The sequence below is a fragment of the Amycolatopsis sp. CA-126428 genome (genome assembly GCF_002904335.1).
GTDB lineage: Bacteria > Actinomycetota > Actinomycetes > Mycobacteriales > Pseudonocardiaceae > Amycolatopsis.
Genome location: NZ_PPHF01000162.1, coordinates 1 through 24033 on the forward strand (window position 1 = coordinate 1; position 24033 = coordinate 24033).

The 24033-nt window shown below is 71.0% G+C and carries 21 protein-coding genes and 2 pseudogenes; 6 read left to right on the forward strand and 17 right to left on the reverse strand.

Annotated elements, in window-relative coordinates; genetic code table 11:
- Together C2L58_RS41475 and C2L58_RS41480 are read left to right on the forward strand one after the other, a co-directional pair.
- A partial coding sequence (locus C2L58_RS41475; RefSeq protein ID WP_103343094.1) for an NADP-dependent oxidoreductase occupies positions 1-781 on the forward strand: 781 nt, incomplete at its 5' end.
- A 31-nt stretch (positions 782-812) separates the two neighbouring features.
- Positions 813-1763: an alpha/beta hydrolase gene (locus tag C2L58_RS41480; RefSeq protein WP_103343095.1), complete on the forward strand. Its 951-nt coding sequence runs from the start codon at positions 813-815 to the stop codon at positions 1761-1763.
- A gap of 329 nt (positions 1764-2092) precedes the next feature.
- Here C2L58_RS41480 and C2L58_RS41490 read toward each other — a convergent pair whose 3' ends face one another.
- From C2L58_RS41490 to C2L58_RS41520, 6 genes and pseudogenes are all read right to left on the reverse strand, one after another.
- A complete protein-coding gene (locus tag C2L58_RS41490; RefSeq protein ID WP_233226217.1) occupies positions 2093-3736 on the reverse strand; it encodes an MFS transporter in 1644 nt (547 codons plus the stop codon).
- Between the two features lie 107 nt (positions 3737-3843).
- The gene (locus C2L58_RS51075; protein WP_233226218.1) at positions 3844-4581 is read right to left on the reverse strand and encodes a MarR family transcriptional regulator; all 738 of its coding nucleotides are present in this window, start codon (positions 4579-4581) and stop codon (positions 3844-3846) included.
- 63 nt (positions 4582-4644) lie between these two features.
- On the reverse strand, positions 4645-5673 hold the full coding sequence (locus C2L58_RS41505; protein ID WP_233226219.1) for a hypothetical protein: 1029 nt from the start codon (positions 5671-5673) through the stop codon (positions 4645-4647).
- A gap of 28 nt (positions 5674-5701) precedes the next feature.
- On the reverse strand, positions 5702-6256 hold the full coding sequence (locus tag C2L58_RS41510) for an RNA polymerase sigma factor (RefSeq protein ID WP_103343098.1): 555 nt from the start codon (positions 6254-6256) through the stop codon (positions 5702-5704).
- A 116-nt stretch (positions 6257-6372) separates the two neighbouring features.
- Entirely contained in the window at positions 6373-7005 is a 633-nt protein-coding gene (locus C2L58_RS41515; protein WP_103343099.1) for a TetR/AcrR family transcriptional regulator, read from the reverse strand.
- 105 nt (positions 7006-7110) lie between these two features.
- Positions 7111-7341 (reverse strand): annotated as a pseudogene (locus C2L58_RS41520) (IS110 family transposase); the annotation flags it as partial.
- A gap of 159 nt (positions 7342-7500) precedes the next feature.
- Between C2L58_RS41520 and C2L58_RS41525 the strand changes: the two are divergent.
- The gene (locus C2L58_RS41525) at positions 7501-7662 is read left to right on the forward strand and encodes a hypothetical protein (protein WP_199191683.1); all 162 of its coding nucleotides are present in this window, start codon (positions 7501-7503) and stop codon (positions 7660-7662) included.
- Positions 7663-7752: 90 nt separating this feature from the next.
- On the opposite strand, the gene C2L58_RS41530 is transcribed toward C2L58_RS41525, so the two are convergent.
- The 6 genes from C2L58_RS41530 to C2L58_RS41555 all read right to left on the reverse strand — a co-directional run bounded on the left by C2L58_RS41530 (position 7753) and on the right by C2L58_RS41555 (position 13153).
- Positions 7753-9168, reverse strand: coding sequence for a dihydrolipoyl dehydrogenase family protein (locus C2L58_RS41530; RefSeq protein WP_103343100.1), 1416 nt, complete (start codon positions 9166-9168; stop codon positions 7753-7755).
- A gap of 1 nt (position 9169) precedes the next feature.
- Positions 9170-9733, reverse strand: coding sequence for a DUF308 domain-containing protein (locus C2L58_RS41535; protein WP_103343101.1), 564 nt, complete (start codon positions 9731-9733; stop codon positions 9170-9172).
- A 179-nt stretch (positions 9734-9912) separates the two neighbouring features.
- On the reverse strand, positions 9913-10506 hold the full coding sequence (locus C2L58_RS41540; RefSeq protein ID WP_103343102.1) for a TetR/AcrR family transcriptional regulator: 594 nt from the start codon (positions 10504-10506) through the stop codon (positions 9913-9915).
- 44 nt (positions 10507-10550) lie between these two features.
- Entirely contained in the window at positions 10551-11165 is a 615-nt protein-coding gene (locus tag C2L58_RS41545) for a TetR/AcrR family transcriptional regulator (protein ID WP_103343103.1), read from the reverse strand.
- Positions 11158-12021: an oxidoreductase gene (locus C2L58_RS41550; protein WP_103343104.1), complete on the reverse strand. Its 864-nt coding sequence runs from the start codon at positions 12019-12021 to the stop codon at positions 11158-11160. The genes C2L58_RS41545 and C2L58_RS41550 overlap by 8 nt, the downstream gene beginning before the upstream one ends.
- A 67-nt stretch (positions 12022-12088) precedes the next feature.
- Positions 12089-13153, reverse strand: coding sequence for an acyl-CoA dehydrogenase family protein (locus C2L58_RS41555; RefSeq protein ID WP_103343105.1), 1065 nt, complete (start codon positions 13151-13153; stop codon positions 12089-12091).
- A gap of 89 nt (positions 13154-13242) precedes the next feature.
- Between C2L58_RS41555 and C2L58_RS41560 the strand changes: the two genes are divergently transcribed.
- On the forward strand, positions 13243-14145 hold the full coding sequence (locus C2L58_RS41560; protein WP_103343106.1) for an AraC family transcriptional regulator: 903 nt from the start codon (positions 13243-13245) through the stop codon (positions 14143-14145).
- Here C2L58_RS41560 and C2L58_RS41565 read toward each other — a convergent pair.
- Positions 14139-14849, reverse strand: a complete 711-nt coding sequence (locus C2L58_RS41565; protein WP_103343107.1) for an SDR family oxidoreductase — start codon at positions 14847-14849, stop codon at positions 14139-14141. The genes C2L58_RS41560 and C2L58_RS41565 overlap by 7 nt on opposite strands.
- Before the next feature lie 61 nt (positions 14850-14910).
- On the opposite strand from C2L58_RS41565, the gene C2L58_RS41570 reads away from it, so the two are divergent.
- Positions 14911-15309, forward strand: coding sequence for a MerR family transcriptional regulator (locus C2L58_RS41570; protein WP_103343108.1), 399 nt, complete (start codon positions 14911-14913; stop codon positions 15307-15309).
- Between the two features lie 35 nt (positions 15310-15344).
- Here C2L58_RS41570 and C2L58_RS51625 read toward each other — a convergent pair.
- Positions 15345-15785 (reverse strand): annotated as a pseudogene (locus tag C2L58_RS51625) (CPBP family intramembrane glutamic endopeptidase).
- 620 nt (positions 15786-16405) lie between these two features.
- On the opposite strand from C2L58_RS51625, the gene C2L58_RS41585 reads away from it, so the two are divergent.
- On the forward strand, positions 16406-16882 hold the full coding sequence (locus C2L58_RS41585; RefSeq protein ID WP_103343109.1) for a response regulator transcription factor: 477 nt from the start codon (positions 16406-16408) through the stop codon (positions 16880-16882).
- Positions 16883-16897: 15 nt separating this feature from the next.
- On the opposite strand, the gene C2L58_RS41590 is transcribed toward C2L58_RS41585, so the two are convergent.
- From C2L58_RS41590 to C2L58_RS41600, 3 genes are all read right to left on the reverse strand, one after another.
- On the reverse strand, positions 16898-17182 hold the full coding sequence (locus tag C2L58_RS41590) for an isoamylase (protein ID WP_103343110.1): 285 nt from the start codon (positions 17180-17182) through the stop codon (positions 16898-16900).
- A gap of 283 nt (positions 17183-17465) precedes the next feature.
- Entirely contained in the window at positions 17466-17750 is a 285-nt protein-coding gene (locus C2L58_RS41595; protein ID WP_103343111.1) for a hypothetical protein, read from the reverse strand.
- Positions 17747-23968: a PA14 domain-containing protein gene (locus C2L58_RS41600; RefSeq protein ID WP_233226221.1), complete on the reverse strand. Its 6222-nt coding sequence runs from the start codon at positions 23966-23968 to the stop codon at positions 17747-17749. The genes C2L58_RS41595 and C2L58_RS41600 overlap by 4 nt, the downstream gene beginning before the upstream one ends.
- Between the last annotated feature and the right edge of the window lie 65 nt (positions 23969-24033).

Sequence of the window (24033 nt, forward strand, 5' to 3'; positions counted from 1 at the left end):
GCCGATCCCGGTGGTGCTGCCGCACACGCCCGGCATCGACGTCGCCGGCACGGTCGACGCGCTGGGCGAGGGCGTGGATGGTCTCGCCGTCGGTGACGAGGTCGTCGGCTTCCTGCCGATGGACCAGCCCGGCGCCGCCGCCGAGTACGTCCTCGCCCCCGCCGAGATCCTCGCCGCGGCGCCGAAGAGTGTCCCGCTGGCCGAGGCTGCCGCGCTGCCGGTGGTCGGGTTGACCGCGTACCAGGCGCTGTTCGACCACGCGCACCTGACGGCCGGGCAACGCGTGCTGATCAACGGCGCCGGAGGCGCGGTCGGCGGCTACGCCCTGCAGCTGGCCAAGAACGCCGGCGCCCACGTCATCGCCACCGCCGGCCCCCGCAGCGCCGACGCGGTCAAAACCGCCGACGAAGTCATCGACCACACCACCACCGACGTCCCCACCGCGGTGACCGAGCCGGTCGAGGTCGTGCTCAACCTCGCCCCGGTCACCCCGGAACAGCTGGCCGCACTGGTCACCCTGGTCCGGCCGGGCGGTGTCCTGGTCAACACGACCGTGTGGATGCCCGCCCCCAGCGACGAGGAACGCGGCGTGCGCGGCATCGACCTGTTCGTCCGCAGTGACGCCGATCAGCTGGCGGAGCTGGTCGCCCAGGTCGACCGCGGCGAACTACGCGTCGACGTCGCCGAGCAGGTACCGCTGGCCGAACTGGCCGCCCTGCACGCCCGGGCCGCCGACGGCGCGGTGCACGGCAAGGTCGTCGTCCTCCCGCCCACCGCCTGACTCCCCCACCCGATCCCGGAAGGCAGCGACCATGACACTCAGCCTGGACCCCGAAATCGCCGCGGCACTGGCCCCGATGGCCGGCGCGATGGCGGATGCCACACCGCCGGCCGTGGGCGACGTCGCCGCGCGCCGCGCCATGTGGGAGCCGATCATCGGCGCCGCGAGCACAGCCCAGCCGATCCCGGCCGACGTCGAGACGAGCGAGCACCACACGACCGCCGGCGACGGCGCGCGGATCGCGATGCGCTGGTACACCAAGAAAGGCGCGACACCGGGCCCGGCCGTCGTGTTCTTCCACGGCGGCGGCTACATCTTCGGCCACATCGACCTGTTCGACGGACCCGTCGCCCGCTACGTCTCCGCCAGCGGCGTGCCCATGCTGTCGGTCGAATACCGCCGGGCCCCCGAGCACCCCTACCCGACCCCGCTCGAAGACGGCTACGCCGCACTGCGCTGGCTGCACGAAAACGCCGCCGAACTGGGGGTCGACCCCGAGCGGATCGGCGTCATGGGCGACAGCGCCGGAGGCGGCATGGCCGCGGCCGTGTCGATCCTCGCCCGGGAGCGCGGCGGCCCGAAGATCGCCCGCCAGATCCTGCTCATGCCGATGCTCGACGACCGCACCACCACCCCCGACCCGCACATCGCGCCCTACGTGCTGTGGTCCTACGACGACAGCCTCACCGCGTGGCCGGCCCTGCTCGGCGACGCGGCCGGCGGCCCCGGCGTCCCCGCCACGGCGGCGCCGGCCCGGCTCGAAGACGCGACCGGCCTCCCGGCGGCCTACATCGAGGTCGGGCAGCTCGACGTCTTCCGCGACGAGGACATCGCCTACGCGACGAAGCTCAGCCGGGCCGGCGTGCCGGTGGAGCTCCACCTCCACCCCGGCGCACCCCACGAATTCGACTCCATCGCCTTCGACTCCGACGTCGCCCGGCGCGCCGTCGCCGACCGCGTCCGAGTACTCAAGTCGATCTGACCGTTCAGCCGAGATTTCGACCAGGCAAGCCGCCGCGAGAGTGCGGTGACATTTCAGAGGGAGTGTTCATGAGCGACGAGAAGATCATCGCGGTGCTGGGTTCGACGGGTGCGCGGCGAAGGCCCGCGCGTTGGCCGAGCGCGGCGCCGAGGTGGTGGAGGCATCCCTGGACGACGAGGAGTCGCTGCGCAGGGCGTTCGAGGCAGACCTTCCGGAGCCGGCTGCACGAGCACGTCGAAGCGGTCAAGCCCGCATGACCGCGACGTCGCCATCACCCTGGGCTCTCCGGAAAGCTGCGCCCGGGCCCTACTGCGAAGAGCCGGCGGTGCTCAAGGCCGGTCGTCCGCATCGGGTTCGGTGAACACGTCCTGGTTTCGCCGCCGGCCCAGCATCGTCAACGCGATCAGGGCTGCCGCCGCGGCGGCGATGCCGCACACCAGGTAGCCGATGGCGTAGGCGTGGGACAGTGCGTGGAACGCGACGTCTTTGAGGGGGTTGAACGGGATCGGTGTGCCGTCGGGTCCCGGTACCGTCGCCGGGACGCCGTTCTGCCCGAGCGGGCCGGACTTCACCGCGTGGACGGCGGCTTCCACCGTCGGGCGTTGTGCGGCCGGGACGTGCTGCGGTGCGGCGTAGAAACTGTCCAATGCGGACTTGAGGGAAGGCGACGAGGCGATTTCGGCGTTGATCGCGTTCGCGGCGTTCGTCAGCGCGATCGCGCCCACGATGGCGGGCCCGAGCGTCAGGCCGCCGTCGCGCAACATGCTCGTCGCCCCGCTGGCCATGCCGGCTTTGGACGTCGGGACGCTGTTCACCGCCACGACGGTGATCGAGGTGACGGCCAGCTTGAACCCGGCGCCGACGACCAGCAGCGGAACCGCGACCGCCCCGATCGACAGGTTGGTGGCCGGAATGGCGGCGAGCACGAAGTCGCCGACCCCGATCAGGGCCATCCCGGTGCCGAGCACGACGCCGGGGCTGAAACGCTCGACGACCCGGGTGCTGACCGGGAACAGCACCACGCCCATCACGTTCAGGCAGAAGAAGCCCAGGGACGTCGCGAGCGGGGTGTACTCCTGGATGGCCGACAGCCGGATGCTCGTCGCGTACGCGGTGCCCAAGTAGGCGAACATGCCGACGACGGTCACCACCGCGGAGACCGCGAACATCCGGTTGCCGAACAGGTCCAAGCGGATCAGGGGCCGGTCCACCCGGCGCTCGATCGCCACGAACAGCACCATGAACACGACGGCCACGACGAATCCGCCGATCACCGGAAGACTGCCCCAGCCGTCCTCGGCTCCCTGGATCACCGCGTACAGCAACGCGAACAGGGAAATCGCGATGGTGATCTGACCCGGCCAGTCCAGGGACCGGCCCACCGGCGCGGCGGAGTTCTGCGCGCCCACCAGGGTGATCACACAGCTGACCACCGCCAGGACCGCCATGGCGAGGAAGGCGTAGCGCCAACTCGCGTACTCACCACCCGAATGGGGAATGCGAGCCAGCAGGCCCGCCAGCACCGGGGAGAGGAAACCCGCGCCGGTGAGGGCGGCGGCCCAGATCGAGATGGACTGCGCACGCTGCCGGACGCTCTGCGTACCCGCGGCGAGCATCGCTATCGACGTCGGGAAGATCGCCGCGGCTCCGATGCCGGATATCACCTGACCGGTGATGAGCACGCCGGTGCCGCCGCTGGGGGTGAAGAAGCCGAGCAGGCCGCCGACGGCCATCAGCGCGGCGCCGGCGGCCAGCAGCCGCTTGCGGCCGAAGAGGTCGCCGACCACGCCGAAGGACAGCTCGAGCAGCGTCACCGGCACCAGGAAGGCGTCGGAAATCCAGGTCAGCGTCGTCGACGTGGTGTGGAGGTCCTGGTTGATGAAGCCGTTGATGACGGCCGGGATGGACAGGCCGATCTGGGCGATCGCGACGGCGGCGGCCGCGGCCACCAAGGTGCCCCTGCGGAGCTCCACTGGTGCAGCCGAGTCGGCGGGGACCACGGTATCACTCACGATTGTGAAGCAAACCACACCGAAAACCAGATGTACAGGTTTCCTGACTATCGCCCGGAGGTGGGCTCCTACCGGGGTTTTCCATCCGCCGAGCGGGGTGGTGGGGCACTTTCGGCCGGGCGCTCGAGCAACGCGCGCCGGCACAGTTCCAGCGAGTGCTGCAGTTCGCCGGCCTGGCCGTCGGACAGCAGCGAGAGCATGTGGTCCTGCAGCGCGGCCACCTGCGGCCGGAGCCCGTCGAGCAGCCGTTGCCCGGCGGGCGTCAGGGCGATGACGAGGCGGCGGCGGTCGGCGGGGTCGCGATGGCGTTCGATCAGTCCCCGGTTCAGCAGCGTGGTCACCATGTCGGCCATGCTCTGGTCGGTGACGAACGAGTGCCGGGCCAGGCGCGCGGCGGTGAGGTCGGGGTGGCGTTCGAGGACGGTCAGGGCGGTGTACTGCAGCGTGGTGATGTCCGCCGGACGGACGAGAGCGTCGAGTCCGGCGCGCACGGACAGCTCGACCTGCTTCACCAGGTACAGCAAAGTCGGCGGCGGCGTCGCCGGATCGCCTGAACCGGCCCCTTGCGCCTCGGTGTCACCAGTCTTCATGGTCAGCCAGGACCTCCCTGGACAACCATAGGTGTAGGCCAGCCGCCGCCCGGGGAACCGCGCGACGAACGCGAGCCGGGAGCCCACGCCCAGCGGCGGCGGCGTCTCCCAGTCCACGGATTCGATGTTGGCGTACCACTCCGGCGCGTGGGAGGGATCGATCGCGTACTTGGCGACCACCTCACGCGAAAGGTCGATCACGACCTCGGTCCGCACATCAGAACTGTCCTGGGAGGGCCGAGATGCTCTCGGCCCTCCCAGGACAGTTCGGTAGGAGGATCAGATCTTGCCCGCGGCCACGTCGGCGAGGGTCACGCGGGAGGACTGGTAATTCACCACCCAGTGCTTGGACGGTTCCGCCGAGGTGATCTCCTCGCGGATCGGCAGGCCGTTGTCGGCGTTGATGATGAGGACGTCCGTGCTGCCGTCCAGGATGGCGGGGGGCGTGGTGAGGGTCAGTGCGGCCTGGCCGTCGACGCTGGTCTTGCCGACGATCATGTCCGGGATGGTCGCGTACAGCTTCAGCGCGCCCGCGCGGACCTCCGCGTCGGCGGCGTTGGTGAACAGCGCGTGTTCGGCGTTGCTCCACAGGTGGTTGTTGATGAGGTTTTCCAGGTCCTTGCCCGTCGGACGCGGTTTGGGGGCGGGCACCGGCTTGCCGATCTTGCGAAACATCTCCGCGGTTTCCGCTTGGGCGTCCGCCCAGGCCTTGTCCGCCTCGGCGGGGCTCAGGCCGATGCCCAGGGCATTGCCGCCCGCGGTGATCATCGCGATCCTGGCCTTGTCGACGTCGCCGTTCGCGGCGAGGCGGGCCGCCGCCATCACCTTCCCGTCGTACGGCGTGGCAGGCTGGGCGTCGCCCTTGGCGACCGCGTCCACCAGGGTCTTCACCGAGTCGCCCGTGAACTGCTCGCCCTTGTCGGTGTAGACGGTGTAGTTGAGGTCCGGCTTGTTGTTCCGCCCGAACTTCGTGTTGACGATCAGCGACGCGTCTCCGGGCTGGGTGCCGGCCGCCTTGACCGCGGAGGCCAGCTTCACCAGCGGTGCCTCGACCGCCTGCGGTACCTCGGCCGCCCGCGGGGCCGCGTCGGACGGGCCGGCCGGGACGCTGCCGCCGGACGTCGCCATCACCACAGCCGCCGCGACGGCGGCCGCGCCCACGGCGGCGACGCCGACCTTGGGCCAGGAGAGCCGGCGCTTCGGTCGCACGACCGTGGCCGCCGGTTCCGCCATCGCCGTCTGCAGTGCCGTGCGGGCACGGTCATAGGCCTCGGGACTCGGGGACGGCACGTCACGCAGATTCTTCATGAGATCCATTTCATCCATGGGGTGTCTTTCAGGTTGTCGGGACTCGCAGCAGCGCGACCACTTCGGGGGCTTCACGCAATGCCTTGCGCGCCTGGTGCAGCAGGCGGCGGGCCGTGCCGGCCGGGATGTCGAGCACCCGCCCGGCCTCGGCGACGGTCAGGTCCTCCCAGGCGACCAGGCCCAGCACTTCCCGCTCTTCCGGTTTGAGCCGAGCCAGTGCCCGGCCCAGCAGTGCCTGCGTGTCCACGCGGGCATCCACCGCCGGCCAGGGATCCCAGTCGTTCGCCACGCCGGTCAGGTCCGACGCCGGCTCCTCGGCCGGCTCGGACCGCCAGTGCCGGCGCAGCCTGTTCAGCGCGACGCCGTACAACCAAGGCCTGGCTTCGGGATACGAACGGTCGTAGTTCGCACGGGACTCGTAAGCCGCCACCCACACATCGCCGAGCACGTCCTCGGCGGCCTGCCGCCCCACTCTGCGCGCCAGGTAGTTCCCGAGCGCGGTCTCGTGCCGGCTGATCACTTCCACGAAGGCATCGGTGTCCCCGCGCAGCGACCTACCGATCAGTTCCGCGTCTGACGACATGAAGCTCCTCGGGTTTCGCTTCGCCCTGACACCCCGTCTTTGCCAACGCGCGCGCAAAGCGTTCAGGCTCCGTCGCCCCATGCCGAACATCGCTGGTCAGGCGACAGCCGGACGGTTCAGGCCGGCGGTCCGGCGTGGCCCTGGATGTGGGCGAGCACGGTGTCCAAGGCGGCTTCGAGGGCGTCGGTGGTGTGCTGGGCCTGCGCGAGGACGAGGCCACCCTGAACCGCGGCCAACAGCGCGAGGGACAGCGCCGTGGCATCGGCCTCCGGTGAGAGGACGCCGCCGTCGATCATGGCGGCCAGACCGCCGCGGATGGCTTCGGACCACGCCGTGAAGCTGCCGGCCAAGGCGTCGCGTGCCCACGGGTGATCGTCGGACAGCTCGCTGGACAGGCTGCCCAGCGGGCAGCCGCCGGTCCCGTGCTGCCGGCGAGCGGCGTCGACGACCACGTCGCGCCACGACCGCAGTGCCCCGATGCTGTCGAGCTGGGCCAGCAGCGGTGCCTGGTGGGACAGGATCGCCTCGGACTGGAACGCGATGACCGCGCGCGTGAGGTCGTCCTTGTCGGCGAAGTAGTGGTAGATCTGCGACGAGCTGACGCCGGCGGCATCGCGCACCGCCGGGGTACTGGTACCCGCCACGCCGTGGCGGTACATCAGGTCGGCCGCGGCGGCGACGATCCGCTCGCGCGTCGCGCGCCCCTTCGCTGTGCTGGGCGCCTCCTGCGGCACCACCCGAGCCGGCATCCACCCTCCAGAACTGGATTTGACGATCCAATCGTAGCGTGGCTAGATTGGATAGTACGATCCATTTTGCGGAGCCACCCTCCGAAGGAGAGCACGATGATCGTGTCAAGCGACAGCAGCGGCCGTGATCGGTGGTGAGGGATGGAACTGGCGATGGTCGCGCAGCAGGGCCCAGATGACGTCGACCAGGCGGCGGGCCAGAGCGATCAGTGCTTGGGTGTGTCGTTTTCCTTCGCTGCGTTTGCGCAGGTAGAAGGTTCGGGATGGGCTGTCGGGGCGTTTGATGGCCGACAGGGCGGCCAGATAGAAGACCCGGCGCAGGCCGCGGTGGTAGCGCCACACCCCATCGCCCTGGGCATCCAGAACATCCCGTCCTGAACACCAACAATCTTATGGGAACACGATGATCCTGGTCACCGGCGCGACCGGCACGGTCGGCTCCGAAGCCGTGCGGCTGCTCATCCCGCGCGGGCGTTGGTGCGCGACCCGTCCCGCGTGGCGCACCCCGAGGCCGTGGCGACCTCGAACGCCCAGGCGTTCGGGCTGATCGCCGAAGGCGACGCGGCCTGGCTGACCGACGAAGTGGCGACCCTCACCGGCGCCGCGCCGCGCAGTCTTCAGGCGTTCATCGCCGAGCACGCCGCGGCCTTCGCTTGAGCCGCTCCGCGGCCGGCCAGTTCGGCGCCGGCGGGGAAAGAGGGCGCCCCGGCCCCGCCGGATCGTGGCGGGGCCGGGGCATCGGGTGGGTCAGCGGCCGTAGGCTTCGAGCAGCCGCAGCCACACCTCGCTGACGGTGGGAAACGCCGGAACCGCGTGCCAGAGCCGGTTCAGCGGCACCTCGCCGACCACCGCGATCGTCGCCGCGTGCAGCATTTCCGCGACGTCCGGGCCGACCAGGGTGAAGCCGACGAGCACCTGGCGGTCCTCGTCGACGACCATCCGCGCGTGGCCCCGGTAGCCCTCGGCGTGCACGGCGGAGCCGGCGGTGGCGGCCAGGTCGTAGTCGACGACGCGAGTCCGCAGCCCGGCGGCCTCGGCCTTGGCCGCCGTCAGACCCACCGACGCGATTTCCGGATCAGTGAAGACCACCTGCGGCACCGCGCGCTCGTCGGCGGTCGCCGCGTGGCGGCCCCAAGGAGCGTCGTCGACGGGCTCCCCCTTCGCGCGCGCCACGATGGCGTCGCCGACCGCGCGAGCCTGGTACTTGCCTTGGTGCGTCAGGAGAACGCGCCGGTTGACGTCCCCGGCGGCGTAGAGCCAGCCGTCCGCTTCGAGTACCCGCATCGTGCCGTCGACCGTGAGCCAGGCACCCGGCTGCAGGCCGACGCTCTCCAGCCCGATGTCCTGGGTGTTCGGCGTGCGGCCGATCGCGACGAGCAGTTCGTCGGCGTCGAGCTGCTCGCCGTCGGTGAGCGTGATCGACACCGTGCCGTCTTCGTTGCGCTTGACCGAGCCGGCCTCGGCGCCGATGCGGACCGAAACCCCCTTCTCCCGCAACGACTCCGTGACGCGTTCGCCGGCGAACGGCTCGTTGAGGTGCAGCACGCCGTCGCGGGCCAGCATCGTCACCGACGACCCCAGCTCGCTGAACGCGGTCGCCATCTCCGAAGCCACCACCCCGCCGCCGATGACGGCGAGCCGCCCCGGGACCTCCTTCGCCGCGACGGTTTCCCGGCTGGTCCACGGCTCGGCTGCACGGAGGCCGTCGATGTCCGGCACCAGTGCGCTGCTGCCGGTCGCGACGATCACCGCGTGCCGCGCGGTCAGCGTCGTGGTGGTGCCGTCGGCGCCGGTCACCTCGACGACCCGGGCTCCGGCGATCCGGCCGTGGCCGCGGTACAGCGGGATGCCGGCCGACTCGAGCCAGGACACCTGCCCCTCGTCGTTCCAGTTCGAGGCGAAGGAGTCACGCCGCCGGAGCACCGCCGCCACGTCGAGCTCACCGGTCGCGGCTTCCCGCGCGCCGGGCACCTGCCGGGCCGCGCGCAGCGCCGCCCCGCTGCGCAGCAAGGCCTTGGTCGGCATGCACGCCCAGTAGGAGCACTCGCCGCCGACCAGTTCCCGCTCGACGATGGCGGCGGTCAGGCCACCCCGCACCACCCGGTCGGCCGCGTTCTCCCCGACCGGGCCGGCCCCGATGACGACGACGTCGTACGTGCTCATGTCAGTTCGCCTTCGCGGCGCGGCCGAGCCGGATCGCCGAGACGAGGAAGAAGACGCCGCCGAGCACGGCGTAACCGGCCACATTGGCCAGTGACGCGTTCGCCGCGGAGGCGCCGATGACGAAGCTCGCGCCGGCCAGCACGGAGATGCCACCGCTGAGGATCATCGGCCACTGGCCACCCATCCTGCGGCGGCGGACGCCGACGATCAGCTGGACCACCCCGGCCACGATCGCCCACGCCCCCCACACCCGCAGCACTCCCGGCACACCGGACGCGGACGCGATGCCGGTCCCGATGGCCGCGAGCAGGCTGATCGCCATGTTCACGTACAGCGCGGTCACCGACCCGCCGCCCTTCGACGAGCGGGCGTCCACAATGGCCGAACCCACGTCGAACAGCGGGTACAGGACGGCCAAGCCGATGCCGACCGCGCCCAAACCCGACCTGGTCGTCACGAAAATCAGGACCGCCCACACGATGGCGAACGCGAAGCGCACGAAGTACAGCCGGCGCAGAGCCGGGGCGAACCCACCTACGGCGGGCGAGTCGACAGTAGTCACCATGATCCTCTCGAGACGGCGGGGGACCTCCCCGACGAGACCGAACGTTCTATCTCATCTCAGCATGGTGGGGTCGCCGCGCACTGTCAAGACAGAACGTTCTATCCGAATCCTTACGCGCGAAAAGAGGACCGCCCACGGCGGCCGGCGGCACGGTTGTCGGCTCAGTTACGCCGATCTACTTACTTGGAGGCGGAGTCGATGCGGTGCTGCAGGATCCCGTCGACGCCTTGCCGGAACGTGTCGCAGACGCCGGCCGGGTCGGCCAGGCAACCCGATACCATCGCGCCGTCGCGCAGCATGACGAAGTGCCGTCCCGCGAGTTCCGGCGGCGTGTCGCCGACCTGCGCGAGCAGGTCCGTGACGATGTTCAGGAACCACTCGCGGTGCGCGAGGACGGCTTGGTGCACGGGGTGCGCGGGATCCGGGTACTCCGCGACCGCGTTGAGGAACGCGCAGCCGCGGAACCGGGCGGAGCCGATGCCGTCGGCGATCGATCCGGCGATGGCTCGCAGCTTGTCCGCGGCCGAACGGCCGCTGACCAGAACCTTGCCGAACCCTTCGCGCTCCATCTCGTGCACACCCTGCAAATACGCGACGACGAGGTCTTCTTTGCCGGGGAAGTGCCGGTACAGCGTGGCGCGGGTGACCTGCGCCTCCGCGACGATCCGGTCGATCCCCACGGAGTGCAACCCCTCCGCATAGAAGATCCGGGTGGCCGTCGCGAGCAGCCTCGACCGCGCTTCGGATACCTGGCCTCGGGTGTTGTGCACCATCCGCCCGAGTGTAACAGATAGAACGGTCGGTATCGCGCAGCTGGTCAGGGCTCGATCCTCGCGACCCGGAGCCACACCACCCGGCACGTCTCGGAAGCCTGATCGAGCGCGTCGGGGGAAACCGCCGACGCGTGGTAGAACGTCCGCTCGATCATCCAGCACATCGCCCCGGCGACGGCCCGTGCGCCCGCGGGGCCGTCGCCGTCCGCGACGCCGGCGCGGAGCAGGATCGCCGTGATCGCGTCGATGAAGATCTCCGCGGTCTCCCGCCACAATGCGCCCAGCTCGGGAATGGCCGAGGACTGGTCGATCGCGACGCGCATGACCAGGCCGTGCTCGTGCCAGCGGTCGCGGGTGCGCCGCAGGGCCGTCGCGATCGCGTCCGCGGGTGCCGCCGGGTCGCCGGCCGCCGCGCGCGACTTCTCGTGCAGCGCTTCGACGGTCCTGGCGAAGAGGGCGACGAGCGCCTCCTGCTTGGAGCTGAAGTAGAAGTACATCGACGCGCGGGAGAGCCCGGCGCGCTCGGCGATGTCGCCGGTCGTGAGCGCGTCGAAGCTCTTCTCGGCCAGCAGTTCCTCGAGCACCTCGAGGATCTTCAGCTCGCGCAGGTCCCCTTTGGACGGCGCGCCGGACCGCCGCCGGACCGCTTTGTCAGGCATCGTTCGCCGCGATCCGGTGCCCGTCCGGGAAGTCGGTCGATCGCGACAGCTCTTCCCAGCCTTCGATGTCCGCGGCCACCGCGGCCCGGCCGCTCGCGACGAGCCGCAACGCGTCCGAACCGAGCACGAGGTGCACCGGCGGCTGCTCCGCCTCGATGACGGCGAGCACGGCTTCGGCGGCCTTGGCCGGGTTGCCCAGCTGGTGGCCGCTGGCGGCCTGCCGGGCCGCGCGGATCGGCTCGAAGAGCTCGTCGTAGTCCGCGATCGACCGCTCGCTGCGGACCATCGAGCGGCCCGCCCAGTCCGTCCGGAACGAACCGGGCTCGAGGACGGTCACCCGCACGCCGAACCCGGCGACCTCTTTGGCCAGGGTCTCCAGCATGCCCTCCACCGCGTACTTGCTCCCGCAGTAGTAGGCCAGCCCGGGGACGGTCATCAGCCCGCCCATCGAGCTGACCGCGAAGATGTGCCCCGAACGCCGCTTCCGCATCCCCGGCAGGACGGCGTGGACGGTGGCCGCCACGCCGAAGACGTTGACGTCGAACTGCGCACGCAGCTCGGCCATCGGGGACTCCTCGAACACGCCCTCGTGCCCGTAGCCGGCGTTCGCGATCAGCACGTCGATGGGGCCGACGCTGCGCTCGACCTCGCCGACCACGGCGAAGGCCGCCTCGTCGTCGGTCACGTCGAGCTGACGCGCGTGGGCGCGACCGGGCGCGAGCGCCTCGAACCGCTCGAGGTCTTCGGGCTTGCGCACGGTGCCGACGACGGTGTGCCCGGCCGCCAGCGCGCCTTCGGCGAAGGCGCGGCCGAGGCCGCTGCTCGCGCCGGTGATCAGGAAGGTTCGCTTCGTCATGCCCTCGACTCTACACCTTGTCGAGAAAAATCGACACTGTGTCGACGATCGCCGCCGACCCGGCCGGTCACGACTCGGCGGGCGCCAGGGCGGTGCCCAGGGTTTCCACCGCGAGGTACGGGTTGAGGTGCGGGTGCCTGCAGCCGACGGCGACGTCCCGCCAGAAGCGCTGCAGGACGTTCGACGTCGCGAAGCCACTCGGACCGTGCAGGTCGAGCATCCGCTCGAGGGCGGTCCGGCAGTCCCGTCCGGCGTCGGCGAGGGCCATGCGCAGCCGCGGCCCGTCCGCCGGGGACAACTCGGCCGAGCCCCCCTCGCGGGCGACCTCGAGCATCGTCTTCTCGGCGCGGTCCACGAGATGAGCGGCCTCCGCCAGCCAATGACGGGCCCCCGCCGACTCCCCCATGCGCGAGTACGCGGTCATGAACGGCTTGCGGTCCGAGGCGAACATCGCGATGACGGCGTCGAGCGCCCCCCGGGCGGCACCCACCACCGGACCGAGCACCGTGATGGCGTACAGCATCAAGTCTCCCAGGGGGAAGGGCGCCGCCGCCGTGATCCGGCCGGCCGGCACGCGGACGCCGTCGGCGACCAAGGTGTGGCTGCCGGTGCCGCGCATGCCCGCCATGTCCCAGGTGCGCTCGACGACGAGGTCGGCCGTCGGCACCACCGCGAAGGAGAACTCACCGTCGACCAGCAACGCGAGCGAGGCCCAAACCGCGTCTTCGCAGCCCGAGACGTTCGGCCAGCGGCCGGTGACGCGCACCCCGTCCGGCACCCGCTCGCCCCGCGCGCCGGGCACCCCCGAACCGCAGAACAGCGCGTCCGGATCGGCGAAGAACTCCGGCGTCGCGGAACCGGGCAAGAAGCGAACGGCGAGGTTCTTGGAGGTGACGCAGGTCCCGGCGATCCACGCGGTGGACGGGCAGGCCCGGCCGAGGCCGGTCAGCCGGCGCGCGATGGTCTCCGTGTCCGCCCATTCCCCGCCGTGCTCCCGCGGGGTCCGCCAGGCGAAGACGCCGTCCTCGTGCAGGGCGGCCAGGCCTTCGGCCGCCGGCCGCTCGTTCTGTTCCACTTTTCCGGCGTGGGCGCGCAGGAGGTCCGTGGTTCCGGCGTTCGCGTATTCGATCACTCCACCGACTCAAGCACCGGGCGCGCGCGGCGTGCCATGCGCCGGCGACACCGGTTCATACGCGGCTGTGCGCCGGTAGCATCGCCGGTATGGACCTGATCAGCGAGGTGATCCGCACCGTGCGGGTCGGGAGCGCCGGGGCTCGCGTGCTCAAGCAGCCTCCGGCGGGCCTCAGGTTCGCCGCGTTCGCCGGCAGCGGGTTCCACATCATCACGCGCGGCACCTGCTGGCTGATCGGCCACGACGAGCCCGTGGCCCTGCGCCCGGGCGACATCGTGCTCACCTCGTCCGGCGCCGAGCACGGGCTCAGCCAGGAACCCCGCGCGCTGGCGGACATCCCGCTGTTCGAGCCGGGCGCGTCCCCGCCGGCCCCGGAGCCCGCGGCCTTCGAGTTCCTGTGCGCGGCCTACCGGCTCGACCACGGCCACGCACCCCAGTACCTGCGCGCGCTGCCCGACCTCATCGCGCTGTCGCCGGACTACGACCGCCACCCGGAGCTGCGCTCCCTGATCGACCTCCTCCTCACCGACGTCTCGGCGGCCCGGCCGGGCTCCGGCGCGACGCGGCGGGCGCTGCTGGACCTGATCCTCGTCCAGGTCCTCCGCCAGTGGCACGAGCGGGACACCGCGGCGGGGTGGCCGGAGGTCGCCCACCCGGGGATCGCGGCCGCGCTGCGCGAAATCCACGAAAACCCGCACCGGCCGTGGTCGGTGGCCCTGCTGAGCGAGGTCGCGGGGATGCCCCGCACCGCCTTCTCCCGGCTGTTCACCGCCGCGGTGGGCCGGCCGCCGATGAGCTACCTGACCGGCTGGCGGCTCGGCCGCGCCGCTCGGCTGCTGCGGGAAACCGACGCCGCGCTGGCGAGCATCGCCCCGCGAGTCGGGTACTCGACCGAGTTCGCCTTCTCGGCCGCCTTCCGCCGCGAGTACGGCGTCTCGCCGGGACGGTTCCGCAGTACCCCGCCCACCCTCACCACCGCCGACGTTCACTGATCGTCCAGGAGCCGCTCGAGCTGCCTGTCGAACTCCCGCGGGTCCTTGCTCAGCGACGCCTTGACCAGCTGCGTGAACGCGTCGACCACGACCTCGGCTGCACCGGCCTCCACGCCGTCGAGGGTGCGGAGGGCGACCTCGGCCGGGTCCATCTTGGGCACGTCGTAGTCCTTCATCATGTCGGTGTCGGCCGCCCCGAGGTGCACCGAGGTGACGAAGGTGCCTTGGCCGGCCAGTTCCTGGCGCAGCGCGTTGCTCATGCTCCAGACGGCGGCCTTGGAGACCGCGTAGGCGCTGCTGCCGGGAAAGACGAACCAGGACGCCGAAGAGGCGATGTTCACGATCGCGCCCCCGCCGTTCGCCGCGAGGACCGGCGCGAACGCGCGGGCCATCGACAGCGTGCCCCAGAAGTTCACGTCCAGCGCGGCGCGGACCGCACGCAGGTCGCCGAGCAAGGCGCCGCCGCCGATCCCGGCGTTGTTGACGAGCAGGTCGACGTCGCCGGCCACCCGGGCCGCGGCCGTGACGGCGTCCGGATCGGCGATGTCGAGGGCGAGGACCTCGACGCCGTCGAGATCGACGGCGCCGGGACGGCGAGCGGTCGCGTAGACCTTCGCACCGCGCTCGGCGAGCTGGGCGGCGAGGTGGCGGCCGATACCGCGGTTGGCTCCGGTGACGAGCGCGGTGGCTCCGTGGATGTCCATGGACCGTACGCTAGAACCTGACGTCGGCGTGAGGATCAAGCCCGGAACGCGCGGAGGAGCCATGCGGATCGGAGAGGTGGCCGAACGTGCCGGGGTCAGCGTCCGGGCGCTGAGGTACTACGAAGAGCAGGGTCTCGTGCTCGCCGGCCGCGGCCCCGGCGGCCACCGGCAGTACCCGGAGTCCGCCGTGGAGCGGGTGAAGTTCATCCAGCTCCTCTACGCGGCCGGGCTGACGAGCAAAGCGATCCTCCCGATCCTGCCCTTCCTCGAAACGCTCGTCACGACCCCGCGGATGGCCCGCCTCCTCGAAGACGAGCGCGACCGGCTGCGCGGCCGGATCGACGACCTGACGAGGGCGCACGACCGGCTCGAGGAGCTGATCCGCCTCGCCGCCGAGTACCGGGATTCGCCCGCGACGTGCTCGGCGAGCGGCGCGTTCGCTCTGTCGCAAGAGGACTGATCGGCCAAGGGCTTCGCTCGTGATCAACCAGAGTCTCACCAGCGAGCGTAGATCCGGCCCTTGCGAATCGCGGAACGCAGCAGGAACGCCGCGGCGACCAGGCAGGACAGGATGCCGGCCACCCCGGCTTCCGGGCCGGACGAGCCCCCGGTCAGCGCCGGCGGACCGGCAGGCGCGGTGTGGACCAGGCCGCCGAACTCGCTCGACTTGCCCGACACCGCCGTGCCGAATCCCGCTTCGACGACGTTCCAGGCGAAGTGGAGGCCGATCGGCATCCAGAGTGCGCGGGTGGCGATGTAGGCGGCGGTGAGCATGATGCCGCCCTGCCGGACGATGGCGGTGGCGGTGGCGCCCTACAGCATCGCGCCGGGGCCGGTGTCGGAGGTGCCGGCCAGGTGCACCGCGCCGAACAGCACCGCGGACACCGCCAGGGCGGGCCACGTCCCGAGCCGTTCTTCGGCGATGCGGAAGAGCACGCCGCGGAACGGTGACGTGCCAGCCCCCGAAGACGAGGATGATCAGCATCGTCGCCAGGAAAGCACCGGCACCGACGGCGATTCCGCCCAGCAGCCCGGACACCGCCCGGTCGCGCCGAAGCTCCGGCACGGAGCGCCTCCGTTCGACGAGCTTGCTCAGCCACGCGTAGCAGGCCAACGTGGCGCCGCCGGCGGCCACGAGGGCGAGGACGCTGAAGCCGGTCAAGGCCACGACCAACATCTGCGCGACGACCATCACGACCGGCATCACGGCCAGCAGCAACGGAAAGCGCCACCGGCGCGACCAAGGCGCCGGCCGGCCGGTGGTCGTGCCGGTCGCGTCGTCGGCGGGGGAAATCATGGGCGTGCTCCCTTCGGTTCCGGGCCCTGCGGAGCTGCCCGAACACCAGAAAGGGTGGCCGCTGCGCGATTCCCCATTCCGAGGGCATCGGCGAGTAGCTCGCACGGGGGGGCAGCTCGCCGCCGTGCGCCGTGACCCGTTCGCGCAGCCCGGCCAGCCCGCGCCCGCCGGCGAGCTCCCGCCGGACCCCCACCGACGCGGGTGTCCGGCCGGACCGCCGGTTCCGGCTGCGCGCGGTCGTCCCGATCGCCGGTGGCGCATGACCATCCGCGTGCTGGTCTGCGAAGACCACGAACTCGTCCGCGCGGGCTACGTCACGGTCTTCGGGGCGCAGCCGGACTACGAAGCCTTGCGCGCCGGGGCGAGCGGGTTCCTGCTCAAGGACTCCCCGGTGATCGAGCTGGTGAACGGGATCCGCACGGTCGCCCGGGGCGAGTCGCTGCTGGCGCCGGCCGTGACCCGGAACCGCATCGGGCGCTTCGCCTCCCGCGTCCGGCCGGCCGCCACCGAGCCGGACGGCCAGGCACTGGCCGTCCTGTCACCCCGGAAGCGCGAGGTGCTGCGGTTGATCGCGGCCGGCCTGGCGAACACGGAGATCGCCGAGGAACTGGGGCTCGGCTTCGAAACGGTGAAGACCTGCGTTTCCGGCATTCTGGCCAAACTGGACCTGCGGGACCGGGTCCAAGCGGTCGTGTTCGCCTACCGGACCGGCTTCGCCCCCAGTGCCGAGCCGTGATCCCGCGGGCGGCTGCTACGCCGGCGGGTCGGCGATCCGGCCGAGCACGTCCGGGTCGTCGGGGTCGTCGAACCAGTAGCCGTTTTCCCCGAGGTAGCGGAACTGGACGGCGACGCCGGCGGCCACTTCGACACTGACGGAGCGGCGTCCGATGGTGCGGGGTTGCAGGTGGTGCTGGCCGGGAGTCCAGTCGTTGAACGAACCCACCACGCTGACGCGGCCGGGCGGCTCGTCGGTGGGCAGGCTGAAGACGATGCGCTTCGCGCCGCTTCCGTCGCGGCCTCGGCAGATCTTGATCACTCCGCGGTAGCCCTCTCAGTGTGTCTGTCGGAGTCCGGGCGCTCGACGCTGAGCGCGTCCATGATGCCATCCCGCCGTCGCCGATCACCCCCGCCGACACGGTGATCACTCGATCGATCGGCCGCCGCCGCGACGCGGTACCACCTCGCCTGCGGGGGGCCCCTGCTGCCGACATCCGGACGGGTGAACCCGAAGACTCAGCCCGGCCGGAATCGGCGCGCCGGACCGTCCGAAGGGGCCGGCTTCGGTGGGTGGGGTCACCCACCGAAGCCGCTCCGTCGATTCACGGCTCCTCGGCAAGTCCGGCTTCAGCGAGCAGGCCGTCGATGTCGAAACTCCTGAGCGAGTCCCGGCTCAACCCGTCCTGAGCTATCCGCTCGCCCAGTACTGCGTGAACCGCCTCGCGCGTCGGCTCACGCACCAGGACTTTGGCCAGGTCTTCGGCCCAATCGTCGTACTCGGTGGGAGCGAACTGACGATCCTCGCCCACGCCGTAGACATCCCATCTCCACAGGTAGTCCACAGCGATGCGCTGCAGCCGCTTCCATCGTTCGAGCTGTGGCTTCATCGGCGAGGCATCCGCCTTCCTGCTCGTCCCTTCGGCCAAGCCGAAACGACCTTGCCCCGTTGGTTGACCACCACGACCGCGTGCTTGCCGTGGTAGGCCGAGGTTCTCCGCTCGAGGTTCGTGACGGCCTTGCGGGGGTTTCGGACCGTGTCGAGGATCGCCCGCGGGTTGACGCCGCCGTCGCCACGAGAACCCATCACGCGCTGCAACCCGTGTTTCGTGTAACCCGTGATGACACCGCCGACACGCACCTTACGTGCCTGCGCCACATGCCTCACCACGCGCACCGAGCGGGCGACCTTCACCGCCGCGCCGATGTAGCGGGAGGCTCCTCCGGTGATCGCGCCCATGGCGTACTGCGCGGCAGCGCCCCAGTTGCCCTGGACGGCGTTGCCGACCGCGGCCACACCGCTCGCGATCGCGCCGATCGGACCGGGAATCCACGACGCCACCTCGGCGACCTTCGTCACGACGTTGACGGCGGCCTTGAGCCACCCCCACATGCTGCCGTCGAGGTCCGTCGCGTTGATCGGATCGCCGACCACGTAGTCGTAGTCGTTCGCCGAGCCGCCCTCGACCGGGTCGACCGAGAGGAACCGGCCCAGCAGCGGGCTGTACGGGCGGGCACCCATCTGCACCAGGGACAGCGCACCGGTGTGCTCGTAGGGCCGCTGGTACTGGCCGAGCCACCCGTAGTCCATCGAGCCCGGCGAGTTGTCCGGCACGTTCTGGGTGTCGACCGCACCCGAAGCGGCCAGCGGCCGGCCGTACGGGTCGAACGTGCGCAGCTCACCGGCTCGGCGGCCGGCCGCGTCGGTGGACAGCACCAGGTCGCCGCGCACCGACGGGTGGTCGAACGACGGGGTGAACGCCCCGTCCGAACCCACCTTCGACGTGTAGAGGACCCCGCCCGGGAGCGTCAGCGAGAGCGTGGTGAGCCGGCCGGCCGCGTTCACCGTGAGGTCGGCACTGTCCCCGTCACCGGTGTAGCCGTAGCGCACGACGGTGTTGTTGTCGCAGTTGCGCGGGTCGCGCCGGACGATCCGGTTGGTCGCGTCACGCGTGTAGGCGATGTCCGCCGCACCGGCACCGGTGGTCTTCGCGCCGATGTTGCGGTCGGAGCCGTCCCACGCCAGCGTTGTCGTGCTGCCGTCGGCCGCGGCCCAGCCCGTCGTGTTGCCGTCCGCGTCGTAGGTGAACCCGGACAGGGCGGTGGCGCCCTCGGTGGCCAGCAGCCGGTCCGCCGCGTCGTAGCAGTAGCGGGTTTCGGCGGTGCCGGCGGGAGTTTCGTCGAGCAGCCGCACCCGGTTCGTGTTCAGCCCGGCATTCGCCTGAGTGCCCGCGGGGCAGGTCGCCGACGCCGCCGAGGTGAAGTCGTAGGTGTAGTGGTGGCCGGCCACGTAGGCCTCGGTCAGCCGGCCGAGCCCGTCGTAGACGTAGTTGGGCGCGTTCGGACGGGCGTCGGTCCCGGCCAGGGACTCGTCGACGATCGTGCCCGCCGCCGTGCGGCCGACCTTCGAGACGACGTCCTGCCCGTCACTCGTCTTCCATCCCAGCGACAGGAGCCGGGCGCCGTTGTCCTTGGCGATCGAGGCCAGTGAAGAGCCGTTTCCGTAGGTGACCGACGCGAGCTCGCCCGCACCGTCGTAGCCGACCGTCGCGAGCAGCTGGTCCCCCAGCTTCTCGGTCACGACCCGGCCCGCGTCGTCGTACGTGAACGACACCGTGCGCGGCGTGTCCGCGGCGTCCGGCGGGGTCACCGTGGACGACGTGACCCGGCCGGCCTGGTCGTAGCTCGTGCCGGTGCGCACGCCGTTGACGTCGGTGTAGGCGACGACGCGCCCGAGCAGGTCGACGACCGTGGTGACGGTGCCCTTGTCGTCGCCGACGGTCGAGGTGAGGGGGTCACCGCCGACCGCGTAGTCGTGCGTCACGGTCCGGGCCGGCGCGTCCTTGCTCGCCGGCACCTTCTCCTGCACCGGCCGGTCCCGGCTGTCGTAGCCGGTACAGGTCCAGTCACCGCCGGTCGCCTCGGCGACGACCCGCCCGGAGGCGTCGTAGACCTGCTCGTCGACGCGCGCCGGACCGGCTGCGGGCGTCGTGGACGTGACCAGCTTCGGCATCCCGCCCTGGTTGACCGCCGTGCTGCCCGGGACACACGGGTTGACGCGGCTTTCCGCGTCGCCGTAGTAGGCGTAGCCGGTCTTCGCGCCGGTCGGCATGGTCTTGCCGGTCTTGCGCAGGTAGCCCGTTCCCGGGGTTTCGTACGAAACCGACCCCGCGACCTTCAGCCCGGCCGGGTTCGCCGAACCGGACGTCGCCAGCCCGTAGGCCGGATCGAGGCCGTTCTCGCCGAACTTGGTGGTGCCGGCCTTGTCCGCGACCCCGTCGGACTCCGACGCCGTGGTCGAGGTCTTCAGTCCGTAACGCGGTCGCAGCTGCGTGCCGGGCACCGGCTGCTGGGTGCCGGACGGCGTCGTCCAGTGCAGCTCCAGCTGAGCGGTCAGGTCGAATTCGTAGTAATCGATCCGAATCCGCTTCGCCTGTCCCGCGGCATCCGCGTGCACGACGCCCTGACGCCACTTCGGCGTCGTGTTGATCCAGTCGTCGATCACCAGCTGGTCGTCGACCCACACTCGCACGCCGTCGTCGGCCAGCAGCCGCAGCGTGTAGTCCCCGGCCGCCGGGAAGACGATGTCACCCGTGGCGCGGAGCGAGAAGTGGTCCGCGGGCAGGCCGGTGCCCGGCGCGTCGCTGTTCCAGTTCTTCACGAACGAGCCGTCGGCCGTGGCGAGCCCGGTCGTGTAGGTCTTCGGTGCACCGGAGAGCTTGTCGTTGTCGTACCACGCCACGGCCAGGCCGTTGATGCCCTCGTCGTAACCGTTGTGGCCGTGTGCCATGCCTCCGGAGCACGTTCCGTTCGGCAGCTGCCCGGTGAAGCACGACGCGGGCGCCGGTCCGTAGGAGTCGACCGGACGGTCGGCGTAGTCGTACACCGTCGTGGACTTGCGGCCCGCCGGATCCGTCGTGGACAGCGACAGGTCCTTGGGACCCCACTCCTGCGCGGAGACGCGGCCCGCGCTGTCCGTTGTGGACAGGGTGCGGTCGGCGTCGTCGTAGCTGACCTTGCTGGCGAACCCGACGGCGGGCGAGAGCCCGGCGGTGTCGACATAGGTCGTGCGGTTGGCCGGGTCATAGCGGTAACCGGTGCCCTCGCGAGGCTTGCCGATCGCGGGGACCGCCGAGCTGACGTTGGTCACCTTCGGCTTGGCGCCGGTGTCGTAGGTGACGCTCGCGGTGAGATCGCCCTCGTTGGCCTTGCGGTTGGCCGGGTCCGCGGCGATCCAGTCGTTGGCGAGGCTGCCGCGTTGCCCGGCGAGCAGGCCGGCGGCGTTGTAGCCGTAGTCGGTGATCTCCGAGCCCGGGTCTTCGATCCGGCCCAGCTGGCCACCGACGTACCAAAGCCGGGTTTCGGTGCCGTCCCAGTAGCTGATGCGGCACAGCATCTGCGACGGCGGCAACGCCTGGGCGCCGGGCGGTGGGGTGACGCCGCCGTAGCAGTCGTCGCCGGCGCGGTTGTAGTGCAGGACGTGCGAACGCGCGGAGACCGGATCCTTGATCTCGCGCAGCCGCGACGGCGCGCCGTCGTAGACGTACTGCAGCGCCGCGGGCTTCCGCGAATCCGTGCTGGCCGTCTGGCTCTCGAGCTTGCCGTCGGCCCGGAAGACGAACACGTCGCCACCGTCGGTCAAGGTGACCTTGCCACCGGCATCGAGCGCGAGAACACCGTCTTCGTCCTGCGGCGGTGTGTAGCCACCGGCGCTCTTCTTCGTCCAGGTGTGCTTGGCGCCGGACGCGTCGGTCAGCACGATGTTCTGGTCGGTGACCTTGGCTTCGGTGTAGCTCGAGCCGTCGCCGTCGAGGTCGGCCGACAGGGTCCAGCCCTGCGGCAGGACCGGCAGGTCGGAGGTGTAGAGCCAGTCGGCGGGGACGATCTGCGGGGCGACGGTGGTGTTGTCGGTGGTGCGGACGAACAGCCGCATCTTGGCCGCGCCGGTGGCTTCGGCGTTCTCGACCTTGATCGGCACCCGCTGCCCGGCGGTCAGCGCGACGCCGGTCGCCTGGGTCCAGTTCAGGTCGCTGGCGGTGTTGACCTCGTAGACCTTGGCGCCGTTGAGCCACACGGTGCCGCCGTCGTCGTGCACCCCGGCGAACTGGTAGGTGCCGGCGACCGGGGCCTGGAAGAACCCTTCCCAGCGCGCGACGAACCAGTCCGCGGGCAGCGCCGGCGCGAACGGCGAGTCGGTGCCCCAGTCGACGTTGACCTGCGGCTCGGTCCGCACCAGGACCGGCTGCTGCGCGTCGTTGATGATCCCGTTGTGGGAGAGGTCGGCGAAGTAGGACGCCTTGAGCCCCTTGTTCTCCACCTGCTGCGAGTTGTAGGTGAACGACAGGCCGGCATTGCCGCCGACGGTCACGAACGACGGAGTCTGTTCTGCGGTGGAGACGTTGCCGTTGGCCAGGTTGACCGTCACCGGGCCGGCGTCATCGGTCGGGGACGGGCCGTGGTCACCGATGCGCTGGTCGATCTTGAAGTGCCCGATCCAGGTCGGGGTGATCGTGGTGGCGCCGCTGTAGGTCATCGCCTGCCAGGTGTAGGCGACGCCGTCCTGCAGGATCCCGGCCGGCACCGTCCAGGTCGGCGTGGTCAGGCAGCCGGACTCGACCACGACACCGGACTTCGCGTCGGCGCCGGTGGCGATGCGGAAGCAGTACTTGACGGCCTCGCCGTCCGGGTCGGTGACCGGCTTGACCGACAGGGCCGGGGTCAGCGACGTCGACACCGTGCCGTCGGCCGGGCCCACCAGCGTCGTGGCCGGAGCCGGCGATCCCGTGTCGACGGTGAGGGTCGCGTTCAGGTTCTTGTACGTCCAGGTGCCCGGGTTCTCGGCGCCGATCATCATGAAGAAGACCGAGCCGTCGCGGGCGTTGACGCGGTCGCGGATGAACCCGGTCAGGCCTTCGCCGACGAAACTGCCGACGTCGCCGACCAGCGCGCTGGTCATGTAGCCGCCGACGCCGTTGTAGTTGAACGCCGAGGCGTGGTAGAGGTTCGCGTTCCACGTCTTCAGCGAGCCGGCGACGCTGGTGTTGCGGGTCAGGTCCATCCGCGCGCCGACCACGGTCTTGCCGAACAGCGGCGAGTAGTCCATGTGGAAGACGCTGCGGTTGTAGGTGTCACCGTTGGCCTGGCTGTTGCCGATCCGCAGACCGCAGGCGTCGCAGACGGTGCCGTCGGAACGGTAGGAGTGCGACTCGGTGACGCCGTAGGTGAACGTCGGGTCGACGAACACCGGGTACACGCGCTTCGGGTCGCGCAACCAGTTCGGGTCGACCGCGACGGTCAGCCACCAGTCCGCGCCGGCCTGGTCGAGGGTGTAGACACCACCGGTCATCGCCGGGGCGGTCTCGCCGCGGCCCGCGGAGTCCCACGTCTCGATCGGCGGCAGCACAATCTTCGCCGCACCCGCCTTGTCGGCCAGCGTGACTGAGCCGTTCTTCTCCAGCTTCGGCGTCAGGTCACCGGTGGTGAGCTTGAACTTCCACGAGGATCGGCCGTCGGCGGGCGGGCGCTTGAGCTTGATCGTCTCCTTCACCGCGCCCGGCGTGACCTCGTAGTCCAGGTCGGTCCCGGCCGCGACCTCGGGGTAGGTGACCGAATCACCCTGCACCGCGGCGGTCGCCGGGGCGGCCTGATCGAGGGCCAGACCCGCGGTGTGGCCGCCGGATTCGACCTGCAGCACCGCGGCGTCGTCAGCCTTCGTGGCCAGCGAGGGACTCAGGGGGTGGTGGTCGGCGTCGGCGCGCTTGGTCGCCGGGTCGGTGGCCAGGGTGGTCTGGACCGGCTGCCACCGGCCGTTCTCGTCCTGCACGTTCAGCGGCTGGTTCGACTGCCGCACCGAATGCGTGCCGTCGACGTTGACGTACTCGGTGACGAACATCGACCGCGACACCGGCGTCGACCGCTGCGGATCGAAGTGCGTTCCCGCGCCGCCGTCCAACCGGCTCGACGCGGCGAAATCCGCCTTCGACGGCGCCTGCGGCACGACGGGAGCCGGCGCGGCCGACGACAGCAGCCCGACGTCGCGCGGATCGATCGGCTTCGGCGCGGCCGGCGGAGTCGCGACGGCTTCGGCACTGCCGACGACGAGAGTCATCGTCAGGGCGAGCACGATCGCTCTGACCCAGCGAATCAGATGGACAGGACGCGACAACCGCAGCA

Coding starts and splice junctions, on each gene's coding strand:
- C2L58_RS41480 (WP_103343095.1), top strand. CDS start 813: ATGACACTCAGCCTGGACCCCGAAATCGCCGCGGCACTGGCCCCGATG.
- C2L58_RS41505 (WP_233226219.1), bottom strand. CDS start 5,673: ATGAAGAATCTGCGTGACGTGCCGTCCCCGAGTCCCGAGGCCTATGAC.
- C2L58_RS41510 (WP_103343098.1), bottom strand. CDS start 6,256: ATGTCGTCAGACGCGGAACTGATCGGTAGGTCGCTGCGCGGGGACACC.
- C2L58_RS41515 (WP_103343099.1), bottom strand. CDS start 7,005: ATGCCGGCTCGGGTGGTGCCGCAGGAGGCGCCCAGCACAGCGAAGGGG.
- C2L58_RS41530 (WP_103343100.1), bottom strand. CDS start 9,168: ATGAGCACGTACGACGTCGTCGTCATCGGGGCCGGCCCGGTCGGGGAG.
- C2L58_RS41535 (WP_103343101.1), bottom strand. CDS start 9,733: ATGGTGACTACTGTCGACTCGCCCGCCGTAGGTGGGTTCGCCCCGGCT.
- C2L58_RS41540 (WP_103343102.1), bottom strand. CDS start 10,506: ATGGTGCACAACACCCGAGGCCAGGTATCCGAAGCGCGGTCGAGGCTG.
- C2L58_RS41545 (WP_103343103.1), bottom strand. CDS start 11,165: ATGCCTGACAAAGCGGTCCGGCGGCGGTCCGGCGCGCCGTCCAAAGGG.
- C2L58_RS41550 (WP_103343104.1), bottom strand. CDS start 12,021: ATGACGAAGCGAACCTTCCTGATCACCGGCGCGAGCAGCGGCCTCGGC.
- C2L58_RS41560 (WP_103343106.1), top strand. CDS start 13,243: ATGGACCTGATCAGCGAGGTGATCCGCACCGTGCGGGTCGGGAGCGCC.
- C2L58_RS41565 (WP_103343107.1), bottom strand. CDS start 14,849: ATGGACATCCACGGAGCCACCGCGCTCGTCACCGGAGCCAACCGCGGT.
- C2L58_RS41570 (WP_103343108.1), top strand. CDS start 14,911: ATGCGGATCGGAGAGGTGGCCGAACGTGCCGGGGTCAGCGTCCGGGCG.
- C2L58_RS41585 (WP_103343109.1), top strand. CDS start 16,406: ATGACCATCCGCGTGCTGGTCTGCGAAGACCACGAACTCGTCCGCGCG.
- C2L58_RS41595 (WP_103343111.1), bottom strand. CDS start 17,750: ATGAAGCCACAGCTCGAACGATGGAAGCGGCTGCAGCGCATCGCTGTG.
- C2L58_RS41600 (WP_233226221.1), bottom strand. CDS start 23,968: ATGACTCTCGTCGTCGGCAGTGCCGAAGCCGTCGCGACTCCGCCGGCC.